The organism is Lysobacter sp. KACC 24251 (genome assembly GCF_057747755.1).
Window position 1 is genome coordinate 1,807,412 of sequence record NZ_CM173222.1, and the last position, 22,746, is coordinate 1,830,157.

Sequence of the window (22,746 nt, forward strand, 5' to 3'; positions counted from 1 at the left end):
ATCAGCGAATCAGCCGCGCCTGATACTCCGTGCCCGCGTCATTGACCCGCGGCACCTGACCCGCAGTCCCCGCTGAGCTCATCGAGAATGGGGCACTCCGGCCGCTGGTCGCCATGGCAGCGGCGCGCCAGGTCCTGCAGCGTGCGCTGCATCGCCTGCATCTCGGCAATGCGTTCGCCCAGCTCGCTGGCGTGCTGCTGCGCCAGTTGCTTCACCTCGGCGCTGGCGCGGCTGCGGTCAGACCACAATCCCAAGAGCACTGCGATCTGCTTCATGTGGAAGCCGAGGTCGCGCGCACGCTTGACGAAGCGCAGGCGGTGCACGTCGGCATCGCTGTAGAGGCGGTAGCCGGCGGCGGTGCGCGCGGCCTCGGGCAGCAGGCCGATGCCTTCGTAATGGCGGATCATCTTGGCCGACACTCCGGAGAGTCGCGCGGCCTGGCCGATGTTGTGCAGGCCCTGCGCGCGGGCTTCACCAAGCTCCGGCGGGCAGGTTTCAGTGCGCATGGCTCACCTCGGCGAGTTTGTGGCCATCGGTAGGCCGCCAGCGCTTGAGCAGCAGCGTGTTTCCGACCACGCTGACCGACGAAAAGGCCATGGCGGCGCCCGCCACGACCGGGTCCAGGTAGCCCAGCGCCGCCAGCGGGATGCCCACCACGTTGTAGCCGAACGCCCAGAACAGGTTCTGGTGGATCTTGCGCGTGGTGCGGCGGGACACGTCGATGGCGTCCGCGACCAGGGTGAGTTCCGGGCGCATCAGCGTGATCGCGGCGGCATGCATTGCCACGTCAGTGCCCGAGCCCATGGCGATGCCCACGTGGCTCGCCGCCAATGCCGGGGCGTCATTGATGCCATCGCCCACCATCGCTACCACGCCGTGGCCCTTCGGGCCGCCGATGGCGTCCACCTTCTGCCCGGGCTGCACGTTGGCATGCACCTCGTCGATATCAAGGCGCTGGGCGATGGCGCGCGCGGCACCTTCGTTGTCACCGGAAATCATGACCGTGCGGATGCCCAACTGGTGCAGGCGCTGAATGGCCGCCTGCGCCCCGGCGCGGGGTTCGTCGCGGAAGGCCAGCAGGCCCTCCACCCGCACGCCCTCGCCCGTCTGACGCGCGACCCAGCTGAGCGTGTGGCCGTCCTGCGCCAGCGCGTCGGCCTTTGGCTGCAGGGCGCGGGTGGCAGCACCCACTTCGTGCATCAGCGCCTGGTTGCCCAGCCACGCCTGCTGGCCACCCACGCTGCCGGTGAGACCACGGCCGGGCAAGGCCTTCACCTCGGTGGCCGCCGTGACCTGCCCGGCTTCGCGCAACACCGCACGCGCCAGCGGGTGCTCGCTGCCGCTCTGCAGCGCGCCGGCGAATGCCAACAGGGCGTGGCGGTCACCGGCCAATGGCAGCGCTTCGACCAGCCTCGGTTCGCCCGCGGTGAGCGTACCAGTCTTGTCGAAAGCCACAATTTTCACCTTGTGGGCCAGCTCGAGCGCTTCGGCATCCTTGATCAGGATGCCTGCGCGCGCCGCGACGCCGGTGCCCGCCATGATCGCGGTCGGCGTCGCTAGGCCCAGCGCGCAGGGGCAGGCAATGACCAGCACTGCCACGGCGTTGAGAATGGCCGTGTTCCAGTCGTCCGTGGCAAGGCCCCAGCCCAGCATCGTCAAGAGGGCAATCGCCACCACCACCGGGACGAAGATCGCGCTGACCCGGTCGACCGCCTTCTGGATCGGCGCCTTCTTGGCCTGCGCGTCTTCCACCAGGCGGATGATGCGGGCCAGGGCCGTCTCGCTGCCGATGGCGCGCGTCTCCACCACAACCACACCTTCGCCATTGACCGCGCCACCGGTCACGCGGTCGCCGGTGTCCTTGGTGACCGGCAGGGACTCGCCGGTGATGAGTGACTCATCGGCATGCGTGCGGCCTTCGCGCACCACGCCGTCCACCGGGAAACGCTCGCCGGGTCGCACCACCACCATGTCGCCTACCTGCACACGCTCCACGGGCACCTCGACGTCGCCGGAGGGCCCGCGCACGCGCGCGGAGGTGGGCTTCAGCGCCTGCAACGCGCGGATGGCTTCGGTGGTCTGGCGCTTGGCCCGCGATTCGAGGAACTTCCCCAGCAGGATCAGGGTGATGATCGCCGCCGAGGCCTCGAAATACAGCGCGGCGGGCGCGTGGTGCGCGGTCCCCTGCAGCAGGTGGTACACGCTCAGGCCATACCCAGCCGACGTGCCCAGCGCCACCAGCAGATCCATGTTGCCGGTGCCCGCACGCAGGGCGCTCCAGCCCGCGCGGTAGAAGCGCGCGCCCAGCCAGAACTGCACGGGAGTCGCCAGCAGCAGTTGCACCCAGCCCGGCAGCATCCAGTGGATGCCGAACAGCATGCCGGCCATGGGGACCACCAGCGGCACCGTGAGCACGGCAGCGATCAGCAGGTGGCGCGCTTCGCGCGACATCGGGGCGGAAGCGGCGTCGCCAGGTTGGACACTGGCCTCTTCCGCAGCAGCCTCCGGGAGCCGCGCGGTGTAGCCGGCGGCCTGAACCGCGGCCAGCAGCGTCCCGAGGTCGAGGGCACCGGCGGTTCGCACGCGGGCGCGCTCGGTGGCCAGGTTGACCGCCGCCTCCAGCACGCCGGGGACGCGCTGGAGCGCCCGCTCGACGCGGCCCACGCATGAGGCACAGGTCATGCCTTCGATCGCGAGTTCCACCTCGTCCACGCCTACACGGTAGCCCGCCGCTTCCACCGCCTTCGCGAGGTCGCTGATGCCGGGCAACGCCGCGCCGCGGACCTCCGCGGTTTCGGTGGCCAGATTGACGCCCGCGTCCTCAACGCCCGGCAGCTTCTTCAACGCGCGTTCCACCCGCCCGGCACAGGACGCACAGGTCATCCCCTCGATGGGCAGGCGCAGGGCGGTTCTGGGGACGGTGGCGTTCATGGGCGTGGTCTCATGGGGTTTGGTCGCAGCCTGAGCCTTCCCATTGTAGGAAGGTCAAGGGGTCCGCGGTTCACCCCCCCCGTTGCCCCGCGGTTGACCTTCCCACGGGGGTAACCCCTAGGCTGCCCGCTGCCGGATGCACCGGCCCGGAGAACAATGATGCAACTGAACGTAGAAGGCATGACCTGCGCCCATTGCGAGCGCGCCATCAAGCAGGCCGTGGCGGCCCTGGGCGGCACCGCCGAGGTGGATCTGGCCGCGGGAACCGTGGCGGTGACCGGCATTGACGATATCGCCGCCGTGCGCCGCGCAATCCAAAAAGAGGGCTACACGGTCACTCACGGCACCACTGGTACGACGAAGTCGGAATGCTGCAGCGGCAACCGTTGAGGGTGCTCGAAGCGTCAGGGCTCGCCGGCAGCGCGTGCTCGGCGGGCCTCTCCCAGTATTTCCACGGCTTCCTTGATGACGTACAGGCCGATCAGCACGCCAATCACATAGTCCGGATACGGCGACGCCAGCCAGAACACCAGCGCGCCGGCCACGATCACTCCCACGTTGGCCACGACATCGGCGCGGGTGAACAGCCAGGTGGCGCGCAGGTGCACTTCACCGGACTTCAGCGGCGACAGCAGGCGCAGCACGGTCAGGTTCACCGCCAGCGACAGCAGCGCGGTGCCGATCATCCAGCCGCTCAACGGCTCCGCGCCGTAAGCGACACGCCGGGCGACTTCCACCAGCACGGCGACGCCCAGGATCAGCAATGCAAAGCCACTGAGCCAGGCGGCATTCGCTTTGAAACGCGCGCTGCGACCGATCGCCATCAGTCCAATGGCGTAGGCGCTGGCATCCGACAGCATGTCCAGGGCATCGGCCAACAGCCCGGTGGACTGCGCCAGCCAGCCGGCGATGCCACCAATGACGGCCATGGCGGCATTGAGCAGCAGCGCAATGCGCAGCACCCGCCGTTCCTGCGCATTCCTCGCCTCGTGGTGGCAGTCACAATCGCTCATGCGGGCAATCAGAGGCGACGCATCGTGCCGTGCAACTCCGTCCCCGGCGACACTGTATTGAACACGGTGCCGTACTTGCGGACGTTTTCGTGCAGCAGTTCGATCCGGCGATCACTTTCGTCGGTATCCACCGCGATCTCGTAGGTAATGGACTCCATCCTCGGCGGCGCGTCCTGGCGCACCCCCTCGATGGTCACCGACACTCCCCGCAACTCGAACTTCAGGATGGGGACCACCCGCTCGATGCCCTTGATCATGCAGGCCGACAGCGCGGCCAGGAGCAGTTCGGCCGGGTTGAAGGCGTCCCGGCGCCCCGCAAGCCGAGTGTCCAAGGGGATCACGGCATCCTTGCAACGGGCTTCGCTGCCATCGGCATCCAGTCGCGTGGACTGGACCTTGAACGACAGTTTCTGGGGAGTGCTGGCCATGCCTGTCACCGGTGTCTGCCGAGAGCTCTAGTTCACCACGGACGAGGGTCGCCCGTAGTCCTGTCGGTCTCCATGACGCGGCAACGCCACCGATACCAGCGCCGCCATCGCGACGAACCCGGCCGACACCAGCAAGCACGCCGCGAGGCCGTGCGCCTGGAAGATCCACCCCGACAGCACCGTGCCGATCAACCGCCCCATCGCATTGGCCATGTAATAGAAGCCGACGTCGAGTGACACGCCGTCCTCGGCCGCGTAGCTGACGATCAGGTAGCTGTGCAGCGAGGAGTTGACGGCAAATACGAACGCGAACACCGCCAACCCTGCGATTAGGACCCACTGCGCGGAATGGCCCTGCATCAACAGGAACGCCATCAGCGCCGGCACCCCGGCCAGCAGCAGCGCCCACGCAAAGGCCGCGCGACCGTCCGGCACCTGCCCGCGGCGCTTGCCGGTGAAATAAGGAGCGATCGACTGGACGACGCCGTACCCGATCACCCACAGCGCCATGAAGCCGCCGATCTTCCAGAAGTCCCAGCCCAGCGTGGTCGCCATGAACACCGGCACCGCCACGACAAACCACACATCCCGCGCGCCGAACAGAAACATCCGTGCCGCCGACAGCAGGTTGATGGCCCGGCTCTTGGAGAGGATGTCCCGGAACTTGGGTTTGCCCTTGGCCTTGCCCATGTCGCGCTTGAGCATCGCCAGGCTCAACAGCCAGACCACCAGCAACCCACCGGCCATGATGGCCACGGCCGGCGCGAACCCCACGGTCGTCAACAAGGCACCACCGAGGAAGAAGCCGATGCCCTTCAGCGCGTTCTTCGAACCGGTCAGCGCGGCCACCCAGCGGAACAACGTCCCCTGCTGATCGCCCGGAACGAGCAGCTTGATGCTGCTCTTGGCGCTCATCTTGTTGAGGTCCTTGGCAATGCCCGAAAGCGCCTGCGCCGCCATCACCCAAGGCACGGTCAGCCACGCCGCCGGCACCAGCAGCATCGACAGGGCGATGACCTGCATCGCCAGGCCGATGTTCATGGTGCGGTTGAGGCCGATGCGCGCACCCAACCAGCCACCGACGAGGTTGGTGATGACCCCGAAGATCTCGTAGAACAGGAACAGCAAGGCCACCTGCAGCGGGCTATAGCCCAACTGGTGGAAATGCAGCACCACCAGCATGCGCAGCGCGCCGTCGGTCAGGGTAAACGCCCAGTAGTTGCCGGTGATCAGCAGGTACTGGCGGATATCGGGCGACAGGCGCGCGAGCATGGCTTACGCCGCCTTGCCCACAAGCTGGATCAGCTCGGCGGTGCGGTTCACGTAACCCCACTCGTTGTCGTACCAGGCGTAGATCTTTACCTGCGTGCCGTTGGTGACCAGGGTGGACAGCGCGTCGACGATGCTCGAACGCGGATCGTGCAGGAAGTCGATCGACACCAGCGGACGCGGCTCGTAGCCCAGGATGCCCTTGAGTTCACCTTCCGCGGCCTGCTGCAGCAACCGGTTCACCTCTTCCACCGTGGTGGGGCGCTCGACCTCGAACACACAGTCGGTCAGCGACGCATTCGTCAGCGGCACGCGCACGGCGTGGCCGTTCAACCGGCCCTTGAGCTCGGGGAAGATTTCCGCGATCGCCGTCGCCGAGCCTGTCGATGTCGGGATCAGGCTGCTGCCACACGAACGTGCGCGACGCAGGTCCTTGTGCGGGGCGTCGACGATGACCTGGGTGTTGGTCAGGCTGTGGATCGTGGTCAGGCTGCCGTGGCGGATCCCAAGGCCCTCATGGATCACCTTGACCACCGGCGCCAGGCAGTTGGTGGTGCACGACGCCGCCGACACGATACGGTGCCTCGCCGGATCAAAGCGCTGGTGGTTGACGCCCACCACCACGTCGAGCGCGCCCTCGGCCTTCACCGGCGCCGTCACCACCACCCGCTTCACCCCTTGATCGAGGTACGGCTGCAGCACGTCGGGCTTGCGGAACTTGCCGGAGGCCTCCAGCACCACATCGCAACCGGACCAATTCGTGGCGGCCAGTTCCCTGTTGCGGGTGACGGGGATGCGGGTGCCACCGATCACGATCGCGTCGCCGTCGGCCACCGCCTCATGCTGCCAGCGGCCATGGACCGAATCGAAGTTCAGCAGGTGCGCTAGCGTCGCCGCATCGCCCGCCGGGTCGTTGATATGGATGAACTGCAACTCCGGATTGCCCCACGCCGCGCGCAGGGTGAGTCGACCCATGCGGCCAAAGCCATTGATGCCAACGCGAATGCTCATGTGATTGCCGTCAAGTCGATGGAGAAAGAAGGGTGGGGAGACCCGCACGCGTCACGTACTGACGCACCTGGATCGGTCTCCGCCGCAGCAGTTCCGGGTCAGGTAGTCCACCAGCCCCTGCATTTGCTGGAAGTTGGCGCGATAACGGATGTAGCGCCCCTGCTGCTCGCCCTCGATCAGGCCCGCTTGCGACAGGTTCTTGAGGTGGAACGACAGGGTGGCTGCCGGCAGTTCGAACTTTTCGATGAGCTCGCCCGGGAAAGCGCCTTCCGGACCCAGTTCAACCAGGTGGCGGAAGAGGGCGAGCCGGGAGGCGTGCGCCAAGGCGCTGAGGGCGGGGACGGCCTGCTTCATATCCATGCTTCCAGCATAATGGAATAATTGTGACAGTTGTAATCAACGTCATCCCTTCCCCCATCCTCCCGAGCCCGATTACCGGCAGCAAGCCTCCTCGCGCGGCGCAGGCACCGTGTTCCCCTTTGCGCCACCACAGCCGGACTTTCCTTCGGCCTGCGCATCCACATTACCGACGCCACAGCCCGCTGCCGCGGTCGAATCCGGGCCACAGCACGAAGTCGCGGCCTCCGCAGCGTCTTCTTCCGCGAACTGGGTAATGCAAACGCCAGTCTCCGGCAATACCAGCTCGACCCGACGCGCCGCATCCCAATCGCCGGCGATCGCAGCCACGACCGAGCGCACCTGCTCGTACCCGGTCAGCAACAGGAACGTGGGCGCCCGGCCATAACTCTTCATGCCGACGATGTACACGCCTGCGTCCGGGTGCTTCAGCTCCTCGGCACCGTGCGGCCGGACGCTACCGCAACTGTGCTGGTTGGGATCAATCAGCGGTGCGAGCGCCACCGGCGCCTGGGTGCCGTGATCCAGCGCGATGCGCAGTTCGGACAGCACCCCCAGGTCGGGCCGGAATCCGGTGGCCGCGACGATCTCGTCCACCGGGCCGATCTGGCGGCCGTCGCCGTGGGCGACGATGCCCTCACCTGTGGTCTCCAAGCGGTCCAGATGGAAGCCGGTGGTCACGTGCAGGATCCCGTCCTCGACGAGCTTCGCGATGGTCATGCCCAGGCGGCCGCGCTCCTTGAGCTGGTCATGCTCGCCGCCACCCAGCACCCGCTGCAGGGATCCGCGGCGGATCGCCCATTCGATGCGCATGCCTGGCACCTGGCGTGCCAGGGCAGCCAGATCGCCCAACACGTTGAACGCCGAGTGGCCACTGCCGACCACCAGCACGCGCTTGCCCGCGTAGCGACCGCGATGAATGCCCAGCACATCGGGCATGCCGTAGAAGATCTGTGCCTGCAGCGCACGCTCGCCCAAGGCGGGCACACCGGACGCACCCATCGGGTTCGGAGTGCCGATGGTGCCGGACGCGTCGATGACAGCTTGCGCCACTACTTCGTGCTCGCCCTTGGCATCGACATATCGCACCAGGAACGGCACTTCGTTGCGTTGCGAGTCCTTCATCCGGTCGCGCCGCTGCTTGGTCACGGCAATCACACGCGCGTTGGTACGAATACGTGGCTGGATTTCGGGCGTGGCCGCCAGCGGCCTGAGGTAACGCTCGACGACGTCGCCCCCGGTGGGGAACTGCGCCACGTCAGGCGTCTCCCATCCCTGCTTCGCCAGCAGCGCCGCAGCGGCGCGGTCGATGTTGAACTCCCACGGCGAGAACATGCGCACGTGGGCCCAGCGAAGCATTCCGGCACCGACGCCGTCGCCAGCCTCCAGGACCAGCGGCGTGAGTCCGCGCTCGAGCAGGTGCGCTGCGGCGGCCAAGCCCACCGGCCCAGCACCGATTACGACAACAGGAAGTGAAGCGTTCATCGGATTCTCCTTAGCGGATGGCAGCGGCCGGCGCGGCCGTCAGGGGGGCGGCAATGTTTTCGGGAATCAGCCGTTCGACGATGGCCACATCAAGCCAACGGCCATCCAGCTGGCCATGCTTTTCATAGATGCCGACCTCGCGGAACCCTGCCGAGCGGCACAGCGCGCGGCTGGCGGCATTGAAGAGGAATACACGGGAAATCAGCTTCCAGTAGCCGCGCTCGCGTGCGACTTCGAGCAGCGACTGCAGCAGCTCGCCCCCGAGCCCACGTCCGCGTGCCGATGCGTCCAGGTAGATCGAGAACTCGCCGATGCCCGCGTAGCAGTCCCGCGGGCGGTAGCTGCTCAACCCCGCCCAGCCCAACACGGTGCCGGCCGGGTCGGTCGCTACCAGCAAGGGATAGCGCGCCTGGTCGGCAATGCGCAGCTCCATGTCAGCGACCGTTTTCGCAACGGTTTCAAACGTTGCGGACCGTTCGGCGATTGCCTGGTTGTAGACGGCTGCAACCGCGGCAGCGTCCTCGGGTCGCGCAGATCGGATCTGTTTCATTCAAAGCCCCATACGTTGTTAGTGACAACCAATTGAACAAAAAAAAGGCGGCTGATCGCTCAGCCACCGCTATCGCCTTGGGACGTGGCGCAATCGGCGACGCTGACGCCCGACACGAAACGGGACTGCGCCGCGCGCGCCAGCCGCTGGATGACTTGGGTAGCCACCGAGCGAACCTGCGGATCCAGCCCCCGCAGCAGATCAACCTGCTGGTCGATCAGCGCACTGTTGATCTTCTCGTACAGCTTGCGCCCCGATTGGGTCACCGAGAGCGACAGCGCACGGGCGTCATCCGCGTCGCGCAGCCGCTCCACGTAGCCCTTGCGCACCAGCGCGTCGACCACGCGCGTCGTGGTGCTCTTGTCCAGGCGCAGCGCATCGGCCAGCACCTGGCTGCGGCTGGGCCCGCTCTCAACGAGCACTTCCAGCGCATAGCACTGGGTCACCGAGATGTCGTAGCAGCAGATTTTGTCCCGATCCCGGAACTGGTAGATCCGCACCAGGTCGGCAACGGCCGCGTTCAGCGCTTCCGCGTCGCTCCGCAGGGTCTGGCTATCTGACATTGGCGGGTTCGCTCCCTTCATGCGGGAGCATATTAGTTGTCACTCGCAACTATGTCAAACACTGAAATGCGTTGCCCGGCTTGGGACCGCAGCGCACCGGCCAATCCCCAGACATGAAGAAGGCCCAGTCCTCGGAAACGAATCTCCGGGTGGCTGAGCCTTCCAGTCGGAGCTGTTGCAGGAAACGTGAGTCTCGTGCTTTTTCTCCGGCACCACGAACTCTACGCGGCTGCGTGTTAGCTGCGTGTCAATAAACCCCGACCGTCTGTCGGCCGCTGCGCTAGGATGCGCTGCATGTGCCTGATTGCCGTCGCCTGGGGCGTCCATCCCCGCTACCCGTTGGCGCTGATCGCCAACCGCGACGAGTCGCATGCGCGCCCTACTTCGCCCGCCGGCGCCTACGCGGATCTCCCCGGAGCATTCGGTGGCCGCGACGGGCTGCAGGGCGGCAGTTGGCTGATGGTGTCGTCGCGGGGGCGGCTGGCCGCGGTGACCAACGTGCGCCAGGGCTTGACCACCGAGACAGCGCCGCGCTCACGGGGCGGCCTGGTAACGCAGTTCGTACAGGACATCGCCCCCGCACGCGATTGGTGCGCGGCCTTGGCGCCCGACGCTCCGGATTACGGCCGCTTCAACCTGTTGGCGTGGGACGGGGAGTCCCTGGCGTTCGCCACCAACCATCCGGGGTTTGCCACCTGCCCGATCGCGCCCGGCGTGCATGCGATGTCCAACGGGGCGTTCGATGCGGTGTGGCCCAAGGGCGGACATGCCACGGGCGCGTTGTCCGCGTGGCTGGCGCAGGACGACGCCATCGCGCGCACCACGGATGACGTCGCGTCGCTGGAACCGTTGCTTCAGGCCCTGGCCGACACCGCGCCTGCCCCCGACGATGCCCTGCCCGATACCGGCGTTGGGCTGGCGCTGGAGCGCGCGCTGTCGCCGCCCTTCGTCCGCAATGGCACGTATGGCACACGTTGCAGCACCGTGGTGCTGGTCGAGCATGGGCGTCTGTTGTTCCTGGAACGGCGCTTCGGACCGGATGCGGAAGTGACCGGGCAGACGGTTCAGCTGCTGGCATTGCCCGAAGGCATCGCCTGAGGCGGACCGAGAGCGGTGGGAGGCCTGTCTGGCTGCCCTTGCGCAAACTGAACGGATCGCGTACCCACAACATCGCGTTGCCGTGGCTTTCACACGCTCGGTTGCAAGGTTCCTGCGACGCACCAACGCGTTCCAGGAGAGCACACCATGAATACGACCAAGACCCTTCTCGCAATGGCCTTCGTGCTGGCGCTGGGCGCCTGCAACAAGGACCAGGCGAACATGTCCGCCCAGGACGCCGCCGAGTCCGCCTCGGAAGCCCAGGAGGCTGCGAACAATGCTGCCGCCACTGGCGACGCCGCGGCCACCACTGCCGCCCAGGCGGCTGCTGATGCCGCTGCTGCCGCTGCCGATGCTTCGGCGACGACCGCTGAGGCCGTGTCTGGCGACGAACTGACCCGCCGCGATGACCTCGCCGACTCCGCCGAAAAGGCTGCTGACGCCGCCGAGCAGGCGCAGGATGCCGCCGAGGAAGCTGCTGCTGCGGCTGACGCCAAGAACAACACCGACGGTAACTGATCCTTCGGTTGGCCATTTCGCCGGCCTGCGACTCCGGACACTCCTCGTCCCGCTCCAGGAGTCGCAGTGCCGGCGATTCTGTTTGACGGTTGGACGGCCGCGCACTCAGGGACGAGGCGCGCGTCGCACGTTCCAGACCACATTGCCCACGTCGTCGGCAACCAGCAGGCCGTTTCGATGGAGCGCGACACCCACAGGCCTACCCCGGGCCTTGCCTTCCTTCGTGAGGAATGCACCCAGCACTTCGACCGGTGAACCGGCGGGGCGGCCCGCCTGGAATGGCACGAATACGACCTTGTAGCCATTGAGCGGCTTCCGGTTCCAGGAACCGTGCAGGCCGACAAACGCGCCATGGGCAAACTCTTCGCCGAGCGCATTTCCGTTTGAGAACGCCAGTCCCAGCGGCGCGACGTGGTTGCCCAATCCGTAGTCCGGGCGGAGCGGCGGCGGAACGCCTTCCGCGAGTGGTACGCGGGTATCCCGGTTGTTGCCCCAGTAGTACCACGGCCAACCATAGAACCCCCCTTCGGTGACCGAGGTCAGATAGTCCGGTACCAGGTTGTTGCCCAGTTCGTCCCGTTCGTTCACCACCGTCCATAGCCGCTGCGTGGTGGGCTCCCACGCCAGCCCAACCGGGTTGCGCAGGCCCGACGCAAATACGCGGGTCTCTCCTGATGAGGGGTCGATGCGCAGGATCGCGGCGCGATCCTTTTCGGCAGCCATGCCGTTCTCGGCAACGTTGCTGTTGGAACCCACGCCCACGTACAGGAAGCGACCTTCCCGGTCGGCGATCAGGCTCTTGGTCCAGTGGTGGTTGAGCTCGTCGCCCTTTCCCGGCAGCGAAGTGACCTGGCGGATCGCCCCCGCGCGCGTCGCGCCCGGCGCGTACGCGGTTGCTATCAACGCGTCCGCATTGGCGACATACAGCGTCTGACCGATCAGCGCCATCCCGAAGGGCGAGTGCAGACCGCTGGCGAACACCGTCTTCAGTTCGGCAACGCCATCGCCGTCGGCATCGCGGAGCAACGTGATGCGGTCGGCACTGGGCGTCCCGGCGCCAGCCTTGCTCATCACCTGCTTCATGATGGCGCCCTTGACGCCGCGGATGCCGGACTTGCCGGCGGGACCGTTGGATTCGGCCACCAGCACATCGCCGTTGGGCAACACCAGCAGCCATCGTGGATGGTCAAGGCCGACAGCGAAAGGCGTCACCTGCAGCCCCTGGGCGGGGGTTGGCATCTCACCGTCGTGCCAAGCTTCGGCGGGGGCGATGTTCACCGTGGGGATGGCCGGCGGCTTCGCCGTCGGCAGTGTGGGCTGGCTGCCCACGCCTGGGTCGCGCTCTGCCGTGGTTGCACAGGCCACCAACAGCAGGGAAATGCAGAGTGGGGTACGACGGCGCATGTCGGTTGTGGTGGGGAGCGTGCCTCAGCTTTAACACGCACCTCCGCAACGCAATGTCTACGCGATGTGCGTCGTTACGACCGGCCTGGCGCACTCCACGGCCACCACCCTCGCCCGCATTGGGCGTAGCGGTCTGCCGCGCGCTCAAACGGGTTGCGCACGCTCACGCCTCCGCACAACAGGTAGACAGGCAGGAACAGCGGTCCCAGCACCATGTACTGGTAGACATGCGCGCGCTCGTGGTCGGCCAGCACGATGTGCGGCTCCGCACCGTGGCCGGCGCGATGTGCGTAGGTGATGCAAGGCGAATCCAGCGTGTCGCCGGTATGCAGGATGACGTTGCCCATGGTCAGCGCGCCACCCGGGCCCCATGGCCAGCCGTGGAATACGACGGCCATGTCCCGCGGGCGCAGGTGCACATGTGCACCAAACGCCAGGCCGATGCCGCCAGCCACCAGCCCCAGCGCGGTGTTCGGCGAGGCCCATGCAATGCCGAGCAATTGCGCGGCACGGCGCAACCAAGGGCTCAGGCGCCCTCCTCCGGCATCAACAGCCACAGGATCAGGTAGACGAGGATGCCGGGGAACGCCGCCGACGCAATCGAGAAGATCACGAAGATGGCGCGCAGCAGCGTGGAATTCCAGCCAAAGCGCTGGGCGATGCCGCCCATGACGCCGGCGATCATGCGGTCGTGGCGGGAGCGGGTGAACGGGCGTGGGTTGCTCATGGCATCGATCCTTGTGGCCTTGCCGGCGAGCATAGCGCGGGCCCGTCCCGCCGGCATGTGACCGTCAGCGCGACCGCGCGGACAACCAGTCGTGAATCGCCTGCGGCACCTCGCGCTGGGCGCGGCTGGAAACGTAGATGCCGATATGCCCGCCCCGGAACGAGAGCTCGCTGTAGTCCTTGCTGCCGACCAGCCCACCGAGCGCCTTGGATGCCTCAGGCGGCACCAGGTGGTCCTGCTCGGCGAAGATGTTGAGCACTGGCATGTCCACGTGGATGAGGTCCACCGGGTGTCCGCCGATGTCGATGCCGCCCTTGACGAAGCCGTTGCCCTGGTAGAACTGCTTGATGAACTGACGGAAGGCTTCGCCGGCCTGGTCGGGCGAGTCGAAGATCCATTTTTCCATGCGCAGGAAGTCTTCAAGCGCCTGCTTGTCGTCAAGGATATCGACCAGGCCCACGTATTTCTGCACGAACAGCCGCCACGGCTTGAGCTGCAGGTAGGTGAAATTCATCATGTCGGCCGGCACGTTGCCCAGCGTGTCGACCATCAGGTCCACGTCCATCCCGCGGGTCCAGTTCGCCAGCATGTTGCCCTCGGTGTGGAAGTCCACCGGGGTGACCATGGTGATGAGGTTACGCACCTTGCGCGGGTTGAGCGCGGAATAGCAGAGCGAGAACGCGCCGCCCTGGCAGATGCCGAGCAGGTTGATGGCGTCTTGGTGGTAGGCGCTGCGCAGGTGGTCGACGGCGCCGCCAATCCAGCGCTGGATGTAGTCCTCCAGCTCGAGATAGCGGTCGGAGCGGTCGGGGTAACCCCAGTCCAGCACGTACACGTCCTCACCACGCTCCAGCAAGCCGCGCACGATGGACTTGTCTGTCTGCAGGTCCACCATGTAGGGGCGGTTGACCAGCGCATACACGATCAGCAACGGCACTTTGGCAGTGGGCGCGCGTTCCCCGATGAAGCGGTACAGCACCACCCTGCCGTCGCGCCACACTTCCTCGCGACGGGTGGCGCCGTACTCGACTTCGTCGACCTCGGTCAGCGTCTCAAGGCCGGCGGCCAGCTTGTGCTGCATCTTCGTGGCCTCTTCGGCCAGAGACTGCGGGGTGAAGCCGAGGGGGCCGAAACTGTCGAAGGCGTTCATGTCAGCGGGCTCCCTTGCCGGACTTTCTCACACCCGGTTTGCTGGCCGGTGCCTTGGCCGGGCGTGCGGCTTTGGTTGGCGTGGCGCTGCGCGCCGCTGCCGCCTTGGAAGTGCTGGTGGTTTTCGTGGCCTTCCGGGCAATCGGAGGCTTCGCGGCTGCCCCGGGGGGGCTGGCCTTGCCCGTCTTCGCGGAACGATTGGTCGTCGCGCCCTTGCCCTGCACGGGCTGGCCAGCGCTGGCACCCGACCTGGCACTCCTCGCGCCCGAATCGGCAGCGGTATCCGCCGTCTTTCGTGTGGCACTGCGAGCGTTGGCGGGCGGTTGCGCCGCAGTCTTGCGCCGCAAGGTACCGATGGCTTCGGAGAACGCGCTTTCCTTCGCCGGCGTCGGGCGTGCGGTCGGCGTGGCCGACATCGCATGCACCAGGTCCCGCAGGCGGCGCACCTCGCGCTCCAGTTGCACTATCTTGCGGTGCGCGGCGTCGACCTCCGTGCGACCGGGCACTCCCAGCAGTGCGCTGGCGCGCTCGATCTCTTCCTGCACGTGTTGGCGCACGCGCATCTGTGCATTGGCCAGGTGGCCGTAGGCATCACGGAAGCGCTGCGACAGCGCCAGCTCGGCATATGCATCTTCCGCAGCGTCGATCCACAGATCGAACAGCGCGCGCGCGGAAGTCAACTGCCGCCCGGGTTCGCTGCGCTCGGCCAGCAACTGCTCAAAGCGCTCAAAGGCAGTCTGGGCCGATTCGGCCAGCAGCGCGTTGAAGGTCTGGCTCGCCGCCTGGTACTCGGCCTGGGCCTTGGCGGCGTCCTGCCAGCGCTCCTGGTGCTCACGCGCGAAGCCGAAGGTGGGGGCGTCCATCCAGCGGCCGCGGTCGCGCTGCAGCATGTCCAGATACGGACGCACCTGCTCGCTCCAGGCTTCGAAGTCGTGCTGGCCGGGGCCGCGCATGTGCTTGAGCATGTCGGCGAAGGGATTGGCACCGGCGCCGCCCATCAATTGCTTCCACACCTTGGCGATCTCGCTGGCGTCGGCGTTCTGGCCAGCGAATTGTGCGGCCAGCTGCTGCATCTGCCCGAACCAGCCCTGCGCCTGCGCGTTGAAGCGGCTTACGGCGTCGTTGGCCTGCGGTGCGCCGCCCTGCGCCAGTTGCGACCACCAGCGCACCGCCTCTTCCCAACCGGGGACGGCGTTGGCGGGTTTGGCTCCCGCGCCGCGCATCATCTCGCCCCATGCGCTCCAGTACTGCTTGGCAATGGTGTCGAATTCTTCCGCCCCAAAGCCGCCCATTGTCCCGAAACCGTGCTTGGCCATCGTGCCCTCCCGCGTCTGTCCGGATCATAGCAACGGAAATGTTGCAGTGCGCCAAGGCGCCCGGATCAGGGCTTGGGAATGCGCAGGGTTTTGCTGATCATCAGCGAGCCGGACAGGGCGAACATCAGCACCAGCGGGTGGAACTGCCATGGACCCAGCTGAAGCATGCCGAACCACAAGTTCTGGCCGATGGCGCCTTGCGAGGCCGCCACCGCCAGTACGATGACCAGCACCAGACTGGTGGGGATGGGCGTGCCTTCGAAGTACTTGACCTTGCCCTCGTCGCCAGAGAGCTGTTCGGCGGTGACGTTGTAGCGCGCCAGGCGGCTGACGCCGCAGCCGACGAAGTAGCTGAGCACCACCCAATCCCAGCCGCCCTGCAGGCCGCAGGCATAGGCCAGCGCGGCCGGCGCCACGCCGAAGGAGATCACGTCGGCAAGCGAATCCAGTTCGCGGCCCAGCGTGGAGGCGGACTTGCGCCAGCGCGCGATGCGGCCGTCCAGCGCGTCGAACACGAACGCCAGCGGGATGAGCGCCATGCCGATCATGAGATCGCGCACCACGCCCTCCTGCAGGAAGCGCATGGCGGCAAAGATGGCACCGGTGCCGCAGAAGGCGTTGGCGAGGGTGAACCAGTCCGCGAGGTGGAACTCGCGGAGCATCGAGAAATGGCGGCGCGACATGGCGACTCCTGTCGTCGGCAGGTCAGTCGGTGACCTTCAGCCTCTCAGCCTGCCAAAGACGAGGTGAACAGGGCAAGCACGCGTGTGCACAAAGGCGACGGCGTCGGCGTAGCGCGTCGCCGTGCAATGGCACCGCGCACGACGTCATTGGGCCGGCATGGCGAGATTGCGCGCTTCCAGCGCGTTGCCTGCCCCGCGTGGAACCGCGGGGATGACCGCATCGGCGGGAAGCGGCCCCTTGCCGTCCAGGTGCGCCTGCACCATGTCCAGCGCTTGGTACACATACGGCAGCATCGGCACATACCGCGCGGCGTAGTCCGGCAGGCCGAGGAAACCATCGAAATGCTGGGCGTTGCGCACCTGCCAGAAACGCACGTCGCGGCCGGCCGCCTTGGCCCCGGCTACGTAAGGCGCGCTGGTGAAGGCCATCGGGATGAGCCCGTCGCTGGCGCCATGCACGACGACCACCGGCAGCCCGGCGCGCGGCCAGCCGGCGCGGGTCTGGGCAACACCCTGGTGCAGTTGGGCAGCCTGCGCCTCGTCCCGGTTGGTCCACAGCGCACGCAGGCACTGGAGGTCGGCCATCGGGTTGGAACCCGTCGGTGCCACCGCAAACACCCCGGCGCCCGGAGGTATGCCACTGGCATCGCTCCACCAGGTCGCGCGTTCAGCGGCGGTGGCCGGACGCGGCTTGCCGGCGGCATCCAAGGCGGCATACGTGTAGCCGCACGGCATCTCGCCCAGCGGCGCACGCGTGTAGGCGGCGGCATACGTCACCGCCACCGAACGCCACAGGTCGAATCCGGCCGACAGGGCGCCGGCGCGGAGGGCTTCGTCGGTCCAGCCGGCGTCGTGCAGTCGCTGATAGGCGGCGGCGGCCTGCGCGGCGGTGTCGGCGCCATCCAGCAGGCCGGCCTTGCGCAGGGCGGTGCATTGCGCCGCCCACAGTGGCGCAACTTGTGCCTGCAGCGGCGGCTGGGGCAATGGGGCCAAGGCCGGGTGCAGCAGTGCACATGGCATCAGCAGCGCCGCTTCGGTCGTGTAGTCGTAAAGCGCGCGGCTGCCCTGCCCTTCCACCAGCACATTGGGTTCGCCGGCGACCACGCCATCCAGCCAGTCGCCTTCCATCTCGGCGGCGCGCAAAACCGCGCCACCGCCGTTGGAGATACCGACGGCAATGACGCGGGTGTTGTCGAAGGTAAAGGGCGCGGCCTGCGGGAACGCCGTATCGAGCGACTGCAGCGCGAACTGCGCGGCCTGCTTCACGTGGCGACCCCAGTCGGCCTCGGGATTGTCGCCCGAATGCGCATGCTTGAAGGCGATGCCCGTGGCACCGGCCGGAGCCTCCGGCTTGAACGCCAGGTCATCCGCGGCGGAACCGACGGTGCCATCCAGACGCACGCCCTGCCCGCTGTCGAGATCGAAATAGTCGGTGCCAGCGCCCTTGTCCGTGTGTGCCACGGCGCAGCCCTTGGGCAGGCCCCAGGCCCCGGCGACGGCGATGGCGCCATACACCCCGCGTGACCCGGACGCGGCGGTCACCACTACGCAACGGCGCTTGAGGTCGAAGGCGTCGGGCACCTGCACCAGCACGCGGTGCGGGTGACGTGCGCCCGGTACGGTGGCCAAGGCGCTGAATTCCCGGCCGGGTATTGCGGCGGCGCTGCCATACAGGCTGCCATAGCCGCCACCGGGCGTGAGATCGGCGATGCCACGCCAGTTGGCCCACAGCGCCCGGCGGCGCAGTTCGCCGGAAGTGGGCGCGGCGACATCGGCGAAGGCAGGCGGAGTCATGGCGCGCAGGCCGCCCAGGCCCAAGCCCGCCGTCAGCAGGTCGTCGTTGCCACGATGCTCGGTGATGCGCATTGGGCCAAACACGTCGCTGTCTCCCTTGGTGCGTGGGGCTCCCAGGCTGCTGCAGCCAGCCACTGCGAGGGCGGCACTGGCCAGGGCGACGTGCAACGCGCGCAGGGTCGGACGGCGGAGGGTCATGGAGATCTTCATGCTGCGAGCGTAGCAAGCCGCACTCCGGCCCTCATCGTACTTTGGTACCACCTCCCGGCGGCGCACAGTGCGGGTCCGGCTTGCTAGGCTAGGCACGAAGCCGAGCCCAACATGCCCTCACTCCTGATTGCCGACGACCACCCGTTGTTTCGCGCCGCGCTGCGCCAGGCGGCCACCGATGCCGTGCCGGACACCGTGGTGGCGGAAACCGATAGCCTGGACGGCGTGTTGACGGCGCTGGATGCAGATCCCGGCGTCGACCTGGTGCTACTGGACCTGCACATGCCGGGCAACCACGGGCTGGCGGGGCTGGCGGCAGTGCGCGCGCAGCACCCCGAGGTGGCCGTGGTGGTGGTATCGGCCAACGATGATCCGCGCGTCGTGCGGCGGGCATTGGATCACGGCGCGGCGGGTTACCTGCCGAAGAGCTCTGGATTGGAAGAGCTGCGCGACGCCGTGCGGGCGGTGCTGGCGTGCGAGCAATGGCTGCCGGCGTCGCTGCGGGCCGCCGTGGCGCGCACGCAGAGTTCCAGCAGCGATACCGATCTTGCGTCGCGATTGGCCAGCCTGTCGCCGCAGCAGTTTCGTGTCCTCACCTATGTTGCGCAGGGGCTGTTGAACAAGCAGATCGCCGATCGCCTGGACGTGCAGGAACGGACGGTGAAGGCGCACCTGTCGGCAATCTTCGAGCGGCTGGGCGTGCGCAACCGCACGCAGGCGGGCGTGATCCTGCGCGAACTGGAACTGACCGACCCGGCGCGGCAGATCGCCGGCTGAGCGATGGCCTCAAGCGGGCTGCAACTCGCGTGAGGCGAGCAGTCGGTCCAGCACCGATTTCAACGCGAGTGGCTTGAGCGGCTTTCGGAGCAGCGTGAACCCCGCTGCCTGCACGTCGCGACGCACCGCTTCGCCGGCGTCGGCGCTCAGGATCACCGTGGGGCGTGCACCGAAGCGCGCCGCCAGCCTCTCCACGACGGCCGGTCCGGTGTCCCCATCGTCGAGGTGGTAGTCGAACAGCCACAGGGCCGCAGGCTCGTGGGCCAGCGCGGCCGCTGCCTGCTCGCCATCTCCCGCGGTGACCACCTCGCACCCCCACGTCCGCAGCAGTTGCGCCAGGGCCTCCAGTGCCAGCGGGTCGTTGTCCAGCACCAGCACGCGGGTCCCGGACAAACCCTGGCGCTGCACAGCAAGCGGGGCGACGACGCGCGGACGGCTGCCCACGCGCTCTACCTGCAAGGTAAATGCCGTGCCGCGGCCGGGCCGGCTGCGCAAGCCGATGGGCGCTTGCAGCAGTTCGGCGATGCGGTCGGCAATGGCCAACCCCAGGCCCAACCCCTGCCCCGGCGCGTCATCGCCGCGGCGGAACTCCTCAAAAATGTGGCGTTGGTGCTCGACCGCGATACCAGGCCCGGTGTCGAGCACCTCGATGCGCAACGACTCACGCCCTGCACGAACGCCCAGCAGCACGGAACCGGAAGGGGTGTATCGCACGGCGTTGGCCAAGAAGTTCTGCAGCACGCGGCGCAACAGTTGGGGGTCCGTGCGGACCCACGCGGAGCTGGGCACGTAGCGGAATCGCAGTCCGTGCGCTGCGGCTATCGCACCGAACTCCGAAGCGAGCGGATCGAGTACCTCCGCAATGGGCAGCTCACGCGGTTGCGCCTCAAGGCCGCCGGCCTCCAGGCGCGACATGTCCAGCAGGCCATTGAGGAGGTCGCTGGTGGAGTCGAGCGCGCCTTCGATCTGCGCCACCGTTGCGCGCTGCGCCGGGTCGCGTAGCTGCTGCGACAGTGCGTCGGTGAACAGCTGCGCCGCGTGCAGCGGCTGCATCAGGTCGTGACCGATGGCGGCAAGGAAGCGGCTCTTGGCGTCGTTGGCTCTTTCGGCTTCGCGCTTGGCGGCTACGAGGTCCACCGTGCGTTCGGTCACGCGCTGCTCCAGGGTTTCGTTGGCCTGGATCAGGCCCGCCTCGGCATGCCGGAATTCGGTGACGTCGGTGAACGTGGCCACGAAGCCCCCGCCGGGCATGGGGTTGCCCCGGATTTCGATGATGGTGCCATCCGGCAGCACCCGCTCCGAGAGGTGCGGCGTGCCCGCGCGCATGAAGGCCAAGCGGCGCTCAAGGGCCTGCTCGGTGTCCGGGCCGTGCGGCACCTGCGCCAGCGCCCAGCGCGAGAGATCCGCGATCGGTCGACCGATCTGCAACAACTCCTCGGGATAGCCGAACAGTTCGACATAGCGGCGATTCCATGCCACGAGCCGCAGTTGCGCATCCACCACGCTGATGCCTTGCGACATGTTCTGAAGCGCCGCCTCCAGCACACGCTGGTTGAAGCGCAGGTCCGCGGACGCGACCCCGACGATGGCCGCCACGGTGTCGAGGTCCTGGCCTGCCTCCCGGCGCGCCGCGTCCAGCAGTACGCGTGCTGAGGCGGTGCCCAGCACGGCGGCCAGCTCGCGCTCCATGCGCGCTTCCACGTCGGGGGTAACGGCGCCCTGGCCGGCGGCATCGGCCAGCAAGTGGTCCACCCGATCGCGCGACAGGAAGCGCAGTCCGGCATCGCGCAGTGCCCGCGCATCCAGTCCCAATCGGACCTTACGCGGGGCTTCACTGCGCCACAGCGCGGCAACCAGCGTGCCGACCGTGCCCAAGAACAAGCTGGCACCCACGGCGCGGCCCAGGCGGCTCCAGCCCGTCAGTCCAAACAGTGCGTCCGGGGCCAGCCACGCTTGCCCAAAGGGTCCGGCGGTCAACCAGGCAGGTGGCGTACCACGCAATTCCAGGGTCATCGGCACCAGCAGCACCCACACCCACGCCGCGAACCCGAGCAGTATGCCGGCCTGTGCCGCGCGGGCCGGAGTCTTTGGCCGCCACACCGCAAAGCCCAAGGCAGGCACCAGCGTGGCCAGCGCCGAGAACGACACGGCCCCAACGTCGGCCAGTGCATCGCTGCCGGCGATGAGGCGGCTGTACGCCCACGCCAGCAGCATCGTCGCGACGATGCCGCCGCGACGCAGCAGCAACACGTGGCCACGCAGGTCCCCGCCATCGTGGCGTGACCATGCCCCGCGCAGCAGCCCGGGCGCGAACCAGTGGTTGCCGATCATCAGGCTCAGGGTCAGTGTGCTGACCACCACCATGCCGGTAGCGGCGCTGAGCCCGCCAAGGAAACCAAACAGCGCCAGTGCTTCATGCCCCTGTGACAAAGGCAAGGCCAACACGTAAAGGTCCGAAGGCACCTGCCCCGCAAGCAGCGCCTGCCCCGCCTTGGCCAACGGCAGTACCGGCAGCGCGATCAACACGAGGTACAACGGGAACAACCAGCGCGCCGTCCGCACGTCGCGCTCGTCGCGGCACTCCACCACCGCGATGTGGAACTGGTGCGGCAGGATGAACATCGCCATGGCGCCCAACAGAACCAGCGGCATGAAGCCGCCAGAGGGCACGGCGGGCGGCGGAGTGGCGGGCGTTGGCAGCTCGGGGATATCGAGGCCGAACCAGACGAAGCAACCCAGCGCAAGCATCGCCGCGAGCTTGAACACCGACTCGAAGGCCATTGCCAGCACCAACCCGCGATTGTGCTCGGTGGCGGAAGCGCGCCGGGTGCCGAACAGCATCGCGAACAGCGCCATCGCCAACGCGACATAGAGGGCGATGTCCTGCCAGGCCGGACCGGTGGCGTCCGCCGCGGAGCGGGTGGTGAGCATCGAGAAGCTCATCGCGACGGCCTTGAGCTGCAGCGCGATGTAGGGAATCAGGCCCAGCGCGGCGACCAGGGTCACGGTGGCCGCCAACCACGCGTCCTTGCCCAGACGGGTGGCGATCAGATCGGCCAGTGATGTCGCATTGGTGTCGCGCGCCAGTCGGACCAGTCGCATCATGAACGCGACGGCAAGCGCGTACAGCATGATCGCGCCGAGGAAAGTGGGAGGCAAAGGCCACCCGTAGCGCGCGGCCTGGGTGACCGTTCCGTAGAACGTCCACGACGTGCAGTGCACCGCGAGCGACAGGGCGTAGATGTGGCGCCAATGACGGCCAAGCACGTTCGGGTGCCGCTCGGCCCACAGCGCCGTACCGAACATCAACGCCAGCCACACCAGGCTGGCAAGCGCGACCGCGGTGAAACTCAACATTCGCGCCTGGACTCCCCTACCCGGACCCTCGCCTTGAGCATAGCGAAAATGCAACGACGGGTCCCGATACCGGAACCCGTCGTGCACCCTGACCGCTTTCGGGGT

Annotated in this window: 22 protein-coding genes; 4 read left to right on the forward strand and 18 right to left on the reverse strand. The window is 67.5% G+C overall.

Features of this window, described 5'->3' with window-relative positions; all coding sequences use genetic code 11:
• Positions 1-38 precede the first annotated feature (38 nt).
• Positions 39-506, reverse strand: coding sequence for a Cu(I)-responsive transcriptional regulator (gene cueR / locus AC3ARF_RS08500; RefSeq protein ID WP_498926998.1), 468 nt, complete (start codon positions 504-506; stop codon positions 39-41).
• Complete coding sequence (locus AC3ARF_RS08505; RefSeq protein WP_498927000.1) at positions 496-2,931, reverse strand: heavy metal translocating P-type ATPase; 2,436 nt, start codon at positions 2,929-2,931, stop codon at positions 496-498. The genes cueR and AC3ARF_RS08505 overlap by 11 nt, the downstream gene beginning before the upstream one ends.
• Positions 2,932-3,090: 159 nt before the next feature.
• Here AC3ARF_RS08505 and AC3ARF_RS08510 point away from each other — a divergent pair, with 159 nt between their 5' ends.
• Positions 3,091-3,321 (forward strand): heavy-metal-associated domain-containing protein, encoded by a 231-nt coding sequence (locus tag AC3ARF_RS08510; protein ID WP_498927002.1) that lies wholly within the window; start codon positions 3,091-3,093, stop codon positions 3,319-3,321.
• A gap of 14 nt (positions 3,322-3,335) precedes the next feature.
• Here the strand turns inward: AC3ARF_RS08510 and AC3ARF_RS08515 are convergent, their stop codons facing one another.
• From AC3ARF_RS08515 to AC3ARF_RS08550, 8 genes are all read right to left on the reverse strand, one after another.
• Entirely contained in the window at positions 3,336-3,944 is a 609-nt protein-coding gene (locus tag AC3ARF_RS08515; protein WP_498927004.1) for a cation efflux transmembrane domain-containing protein, read from the reverse strand.
• A gap of 8 nt (positions 3,945-3,952) precedes the next feature.
• Positions 3,953-4,372 (reverse strand): OsmC family protein, encoded by a 420-nt coding sequence (locus AC3ARF_RS08520; protein ID WP_498927006.1) that lies wholly within the window; start codon positions 4,370-4,372, stop codon positions 3,953-3,955.
• Between the two features lie 27 nt (positions 4,373-4,399).
• Positions 4,400-5,644, reverse strand: a complete 1,245-nt coding sequence (gene arsJ / locus AC3ARF_RS08525) for an organoarsenical effux MFS transporter ArsJ (protein ID WP_498927008.1) — start codon at positions 5,642-5,644, stop codon at positions 4,400-4,402.
• A gap of 3 nt (positions 5,645-5,647) precedes the next feature.
• The gene (locus AC3ARF_RS08530; protein ID WP_498927010.1) at positions 5,648-6,652 is read right to left on the reverse strand and encodes an ArsJ-associated glyceraldehyde-3-phosphate dehydrogenase; all 1,005 of its coding nucleotides are present in this window, start codon (positions 6,650-6,652) and stop codon (positions 5,648-5,650) included.
• Positions 6,653-6,703: 51 nt separating this feature from the next.
• On the reverse strand, positions 6,704-7,012 hold the full coding sequence (locus AC3ARF_RS08535; protein ID WP_498927012.1) for an ArsR/SmtB family transcription factor: 309 nt from the start codon (positions 7,010-7,012) through the stop codon (positions 6,704-6,706).
• 72 nt (positions 7,013-7,084) lie between these two features.
• A complete protein-coding gene (locus AC3ARF_RS08540; protein ID WP_498927014.1) occupies positions 7,085-8,494 on the reverse strand; it encodes an FAD-dependent oxidoreductase in 1,410 nt (469 codons plus the stop codon).
• 10 nt (positions 8,495-8,504) lie between these two features.
• A complete protein-coding gene (locus AC3ARF_RS08545) occupies positions 8,505-9,044 on the reverse strand; it encodes an arsinothricin resistance N-acetyltransferase ArsN1 family A (protein WP_498927016.1) in 540 nt (179 codons plus the stop codon).
• 59 nt (positions 9,045-9,103) lie between these two features.
• Entirely contained in the window at positions 9,104-9,607 is a 504-nt protein-coding gene (locus tag AC3ARF_RS08550) for a MarR family winged helix-turn-helix transcriptional regulator (protein WP_498927018.1), read from the reverse strand.
• A gap of 294 nt (positions 9,608-9,901) precedes the next feature.
• Here AC3ARF_RS08550 and AC3ARF_RS08555 point away from each other — a divergent pair, with 294 nt between their 5' ends.
• Together AC3ARF_RS08555 and AC3ARF_RS08560 are read left to right on the forward strand one after the other, a co-directional pair.
• Positions 9,902-10,705, forward strand: a complete 804-nt coding sequence (locus tag AC3ARF_RS08555) for an NRDE family protein (protein ID WP_498927020.1) — start codon at positions 9,902-9,904, stop codon at positions 10,703-10,705.
• Positions 10,706-10,852: 147 nt separating this feature from the next.
• The gene (locus AC3ARF_RS08560; RefSeq protein WP_498927022.1) at positions 10,853-11,224 is read left to right on the forward strand and encodes a hypothetical protein; all 372 of its coding nucleotides are present in this window, start codon (positions 10,853-10,855) and stop codon (positions 11,222-11,224) included.
• 105 nt (positions 11,225-11,329) lie between these two features.
• On the opposite strand, the gene AC3ARF_RS08565 is transcribed toward AC3ARF_RS08560, so the two are convergent.
• The 7 genes from AC3ARF_RS08565 to AC3ARF_RS08595 form a co-directional block, all read right to left on the reverse strand.
• A complete protein-coding gene (locus tag AC3ARF_RS08565) occupies positions 11,330-12,628 on the reverse strand; it encodes a PQQ-dependent sugar dehydrogenase (RefSeq protein WP_498927024.1) in 1,299 nt (432 codons plus the stop codon).
• A 74-nt stretch (positions 12,629-12,702) separates the two neighbouring features.
• A complete protein-coding gene (locus AC3ARF_RS08570; RefSeq protein ID WP_498927026.1) occupies positions 12,703-13,146 on the reverse strand; it encodes a hypothetical protein in 444 nt (147 codons plus the stop codon).
• Between the two features lie 8 nt (positions 13,147-13,154).
• Positions 13,155-13,355 (reverse strand): PspC domain-containing protein, encoded by a 201-nt coding sequence (locus AC3ARF_RS08575; protein WP_498927027.1) that lies wholly within the window; start codon positions 13,353-13,355, stop codon positions 13,155-13,157.
• A 64-nt stretch (positions 13,356-13,419) separates the two neighbouring features.
• Positions 13,420-14,505, reverse strand: coding sequence for a class III poly(R)-hydroxyalkanoic acid synthase subunit PhaC (locus AC3ARF_RS08580; protein ID WP_498927028.1), 1,086 nt, complete (start codon positions 14,503-14,505; stop codon positions 13,420-13,422).
• 1 nt (position 14,506) lies between these two features.
• Entirely contained in the window at positions 14,507-15,820 is a 1,314-nt protein-coding gene (gene phaE / locus AC3ARF_RS08585; protein WP_498927030.1) for a class III poly(R)-hydroxyalkanoic acid synthase subunit PhaE, read from the reverse strand.
• Positions 15,821-15,885: 65 nt separating this feature from the next.
• Positions 15,886-16,503 carry a CDP-diacylglycerol--serine O-phosphatidyltransferase gene (gene pssA, locus AC3ARF_RS08590; protein ID WP_498927032.1) on the reverse strand — a complete coding sequence of 206 codons (618 nt, stop codon included), beginning with the start codon at positions 16,501-16,503 and terminating at the stop codon, positions 15,886-15,888.
• A 144-nt stretch (positions 16,504-16,647) separates the two neighbouring features.
• Entirely contained in the window at positions 16,648-18,507 is a 1,860-nt protein-coding gene (locus AC3ARF_RS08595; protein WP_498927034.1) for a 3-hydroxybutyrate oligomer hydrolase family protein, read from the reverse strand.
• Positions 18,508-18,618: 111 nt separating this feature from the next.
• Between AC3ARF_RS08595 and AC3ARF_RS08600 the strand changes: the two genes are divergently transcribed.
• Positions 18,619-19,284: a response regulator transcription factor gene (locus AC3ARF_RS08600; RefSeq protein ID WP_498927036.1), complete on the forward strand. Its 666-nt coding sequence runs from the start codon at positions 18,619-18,621 to the stop codon at positions 19,282-19,284.
• Between the two features lie 9 nt (positions 19,285-19,293).
• On the opposite strand, the gene AC3ARF_RS08605 is transcribed toward AC3ARF_RS08600, so the two are convergent.
• Positions 19,294-22,641 carry a hybrid sensor histidine kinase/response regulator gene (locus tag AC3ARF_RS08605; RefSeq protein ID WP_498927038.1) on the reverse strand — a complete coding sequence of 1,116 codons (3,348 nt, stop codon included), beginning with the start codon at positions 22,639-22,641 and terminating at the stop codon, positions 19,294-19,296.
• Between the last annotated feature and the right edge of the window lie 105 nt (positions 22,642-22,746).

Bases quoted from the DNA above. Each gene is read 5' to 3' on its own strand.
- cueR (WP_498926998.1), bottom strand. From the start codon at position 506: ATGCGCACTGAAACCTGCCCGCCGGAGCTTGGTGAAGCCCGCGCGCAG.
- AC3ARF_RS08505 (WP_498927000.1), bottom strand. From the start codon at position 2,931: ATGAACGCCACCGTCCCCAGAACCGCCCTGCGCCTGCCCATCGAGGGG.
- AC3ARF_RS08510 (WP_498927002.1), top strand. From the start codon at position 3,091: ATGCAACTGAACGTAGAAGGCATGACCTGCGCCCATTGCGAGCGCGCC.
- AC3ARF_RS08515 (WP_498927004.1), bottom strand. From the start codon at position 3,944: ATGAGCGATTGTGACTGCCACCACGAGGCGAGGAATGCGCAGGAACGG.
- AC3ARF_RS08520 (WP_498927006.1), bottom strand. From the start codon at position 4,372: ATGGCCAGCACTCCCCAGAAACTGTCGTTCAAGGTCCAGTCCACGCGA.
- arsJ (WP_498927008.1), bottom strand. From the start codon at position 5,644: ATGCTCGCGCGCCTGTCGCCCGATATCCGCCAGTACCTGCTGATCACC.
- AC3ARF_RS08530 (WP_498927010.1), bottom strand. From the start codon at position 6,652: ATGAGCATTCGCGTTGGCATCAATGGCTTTGGCCGCATGGGTCGACTC.
- AC3ARF_RS08535 (WP_498927012.1), bottom strand. From the start codon at position 7,012: ATGGATATGAAGCAGGCCGTCCCCGCCCTCAGCGCCTTGGCGCACGCC.
- AC3ARF_RS08540 (WP_498927014.1), bottom strand. From the start codon at position 8,494: ATGAACGCTTCACTTCCTGTTGTCGTAATCGGTGCTGGGCCGGTGGGC.
- AC3ARF_RS08545 (WP_498927016.1), bottom strand. From the start codon at position 9,044: ATGAAACAGATCCGATCTGCGCGACCCGAGGACGCTGCCGCGGTTGCA.
- AC3ARF_RS08550 (WP_498927018.1), bottom strand. From the start codon at position 9,607: ATGTCAGATAGCCAGACCCTGCGGAGCGACGCGGAAGCGCTGAACGCG.
- AC3ARF_RS08555 (WP_498927020.1), top strand. From the start codon at position 9,902: ATGTGCCTGATTGCCGTCGCCTGGGGCGTCCATCCCCGCTACCCGTTG.
- AC3ARF_RS08560 (WP_498927022.1), top strand. From the start codon at position 10,853: ATGAATACGACCAAGACCCTTCTCGCAATGGCCTTCGTGCTGGCGCTG.
- AC3ARF_RS08565 (WP_498927024.1), bottom strand. From the start codon at position 12,628: ATGCGCCGTCGTACCCCACTCTGCATTTCCCTGCTGTTGGTGGCCTGT.
- AC3ARF_RS08575 (WP_498927027.1), bottom strand. From the start codon at position 13,355: ATGAGCAACCCACGCCCGTTCACCCGCTCCCGCCACGACCGCATGATC.
- AC3ARF_RS08580 (WP_498927028.1), bottom strand. From the start codon at position 14,505: ATGAACGCCTTCGACAGTTTCGGCCCCCTCGGCTTCACCCCGCAGTCT.
- phaE (WP_498927030.1), bottom strand. From the start codon at position 15,820: ATGGCCAAGCACGGTTTCGGGACAATGGGCGGCTTTGGGGCGGAAGAA.
- pssA (WP_498927032.1), bottom strand. From the start codon at position 16,503: ATGTCGCGCCGCCATTTCTCGATGCTCCGCGAGTTCCACCTCGCGGAC.
- AC3ARF_RS08595 (WP_498927034.1), bottom strand. From the start codon at position 18,507: ATGAAGATCTCCATGACCCTCCGCCGTCCGACCCTGCGCGCGTTGCAC.
- AC3ARF_RS08600 (WP_498927036.1), top strand. From the start codon at position 18,619: ATGCCCTCACTCCTGATTGCCGACGACCACCCGTTGTTTCGCGCCGCG.
- AC3ARF_RS08605 (WP_498927038.1), bottom strand. From the start codon at position 22,641: ATGTTGAGTTTCACCGCGGTCGCGCTTGCCAGCCTGGTGTGGCTGGCG.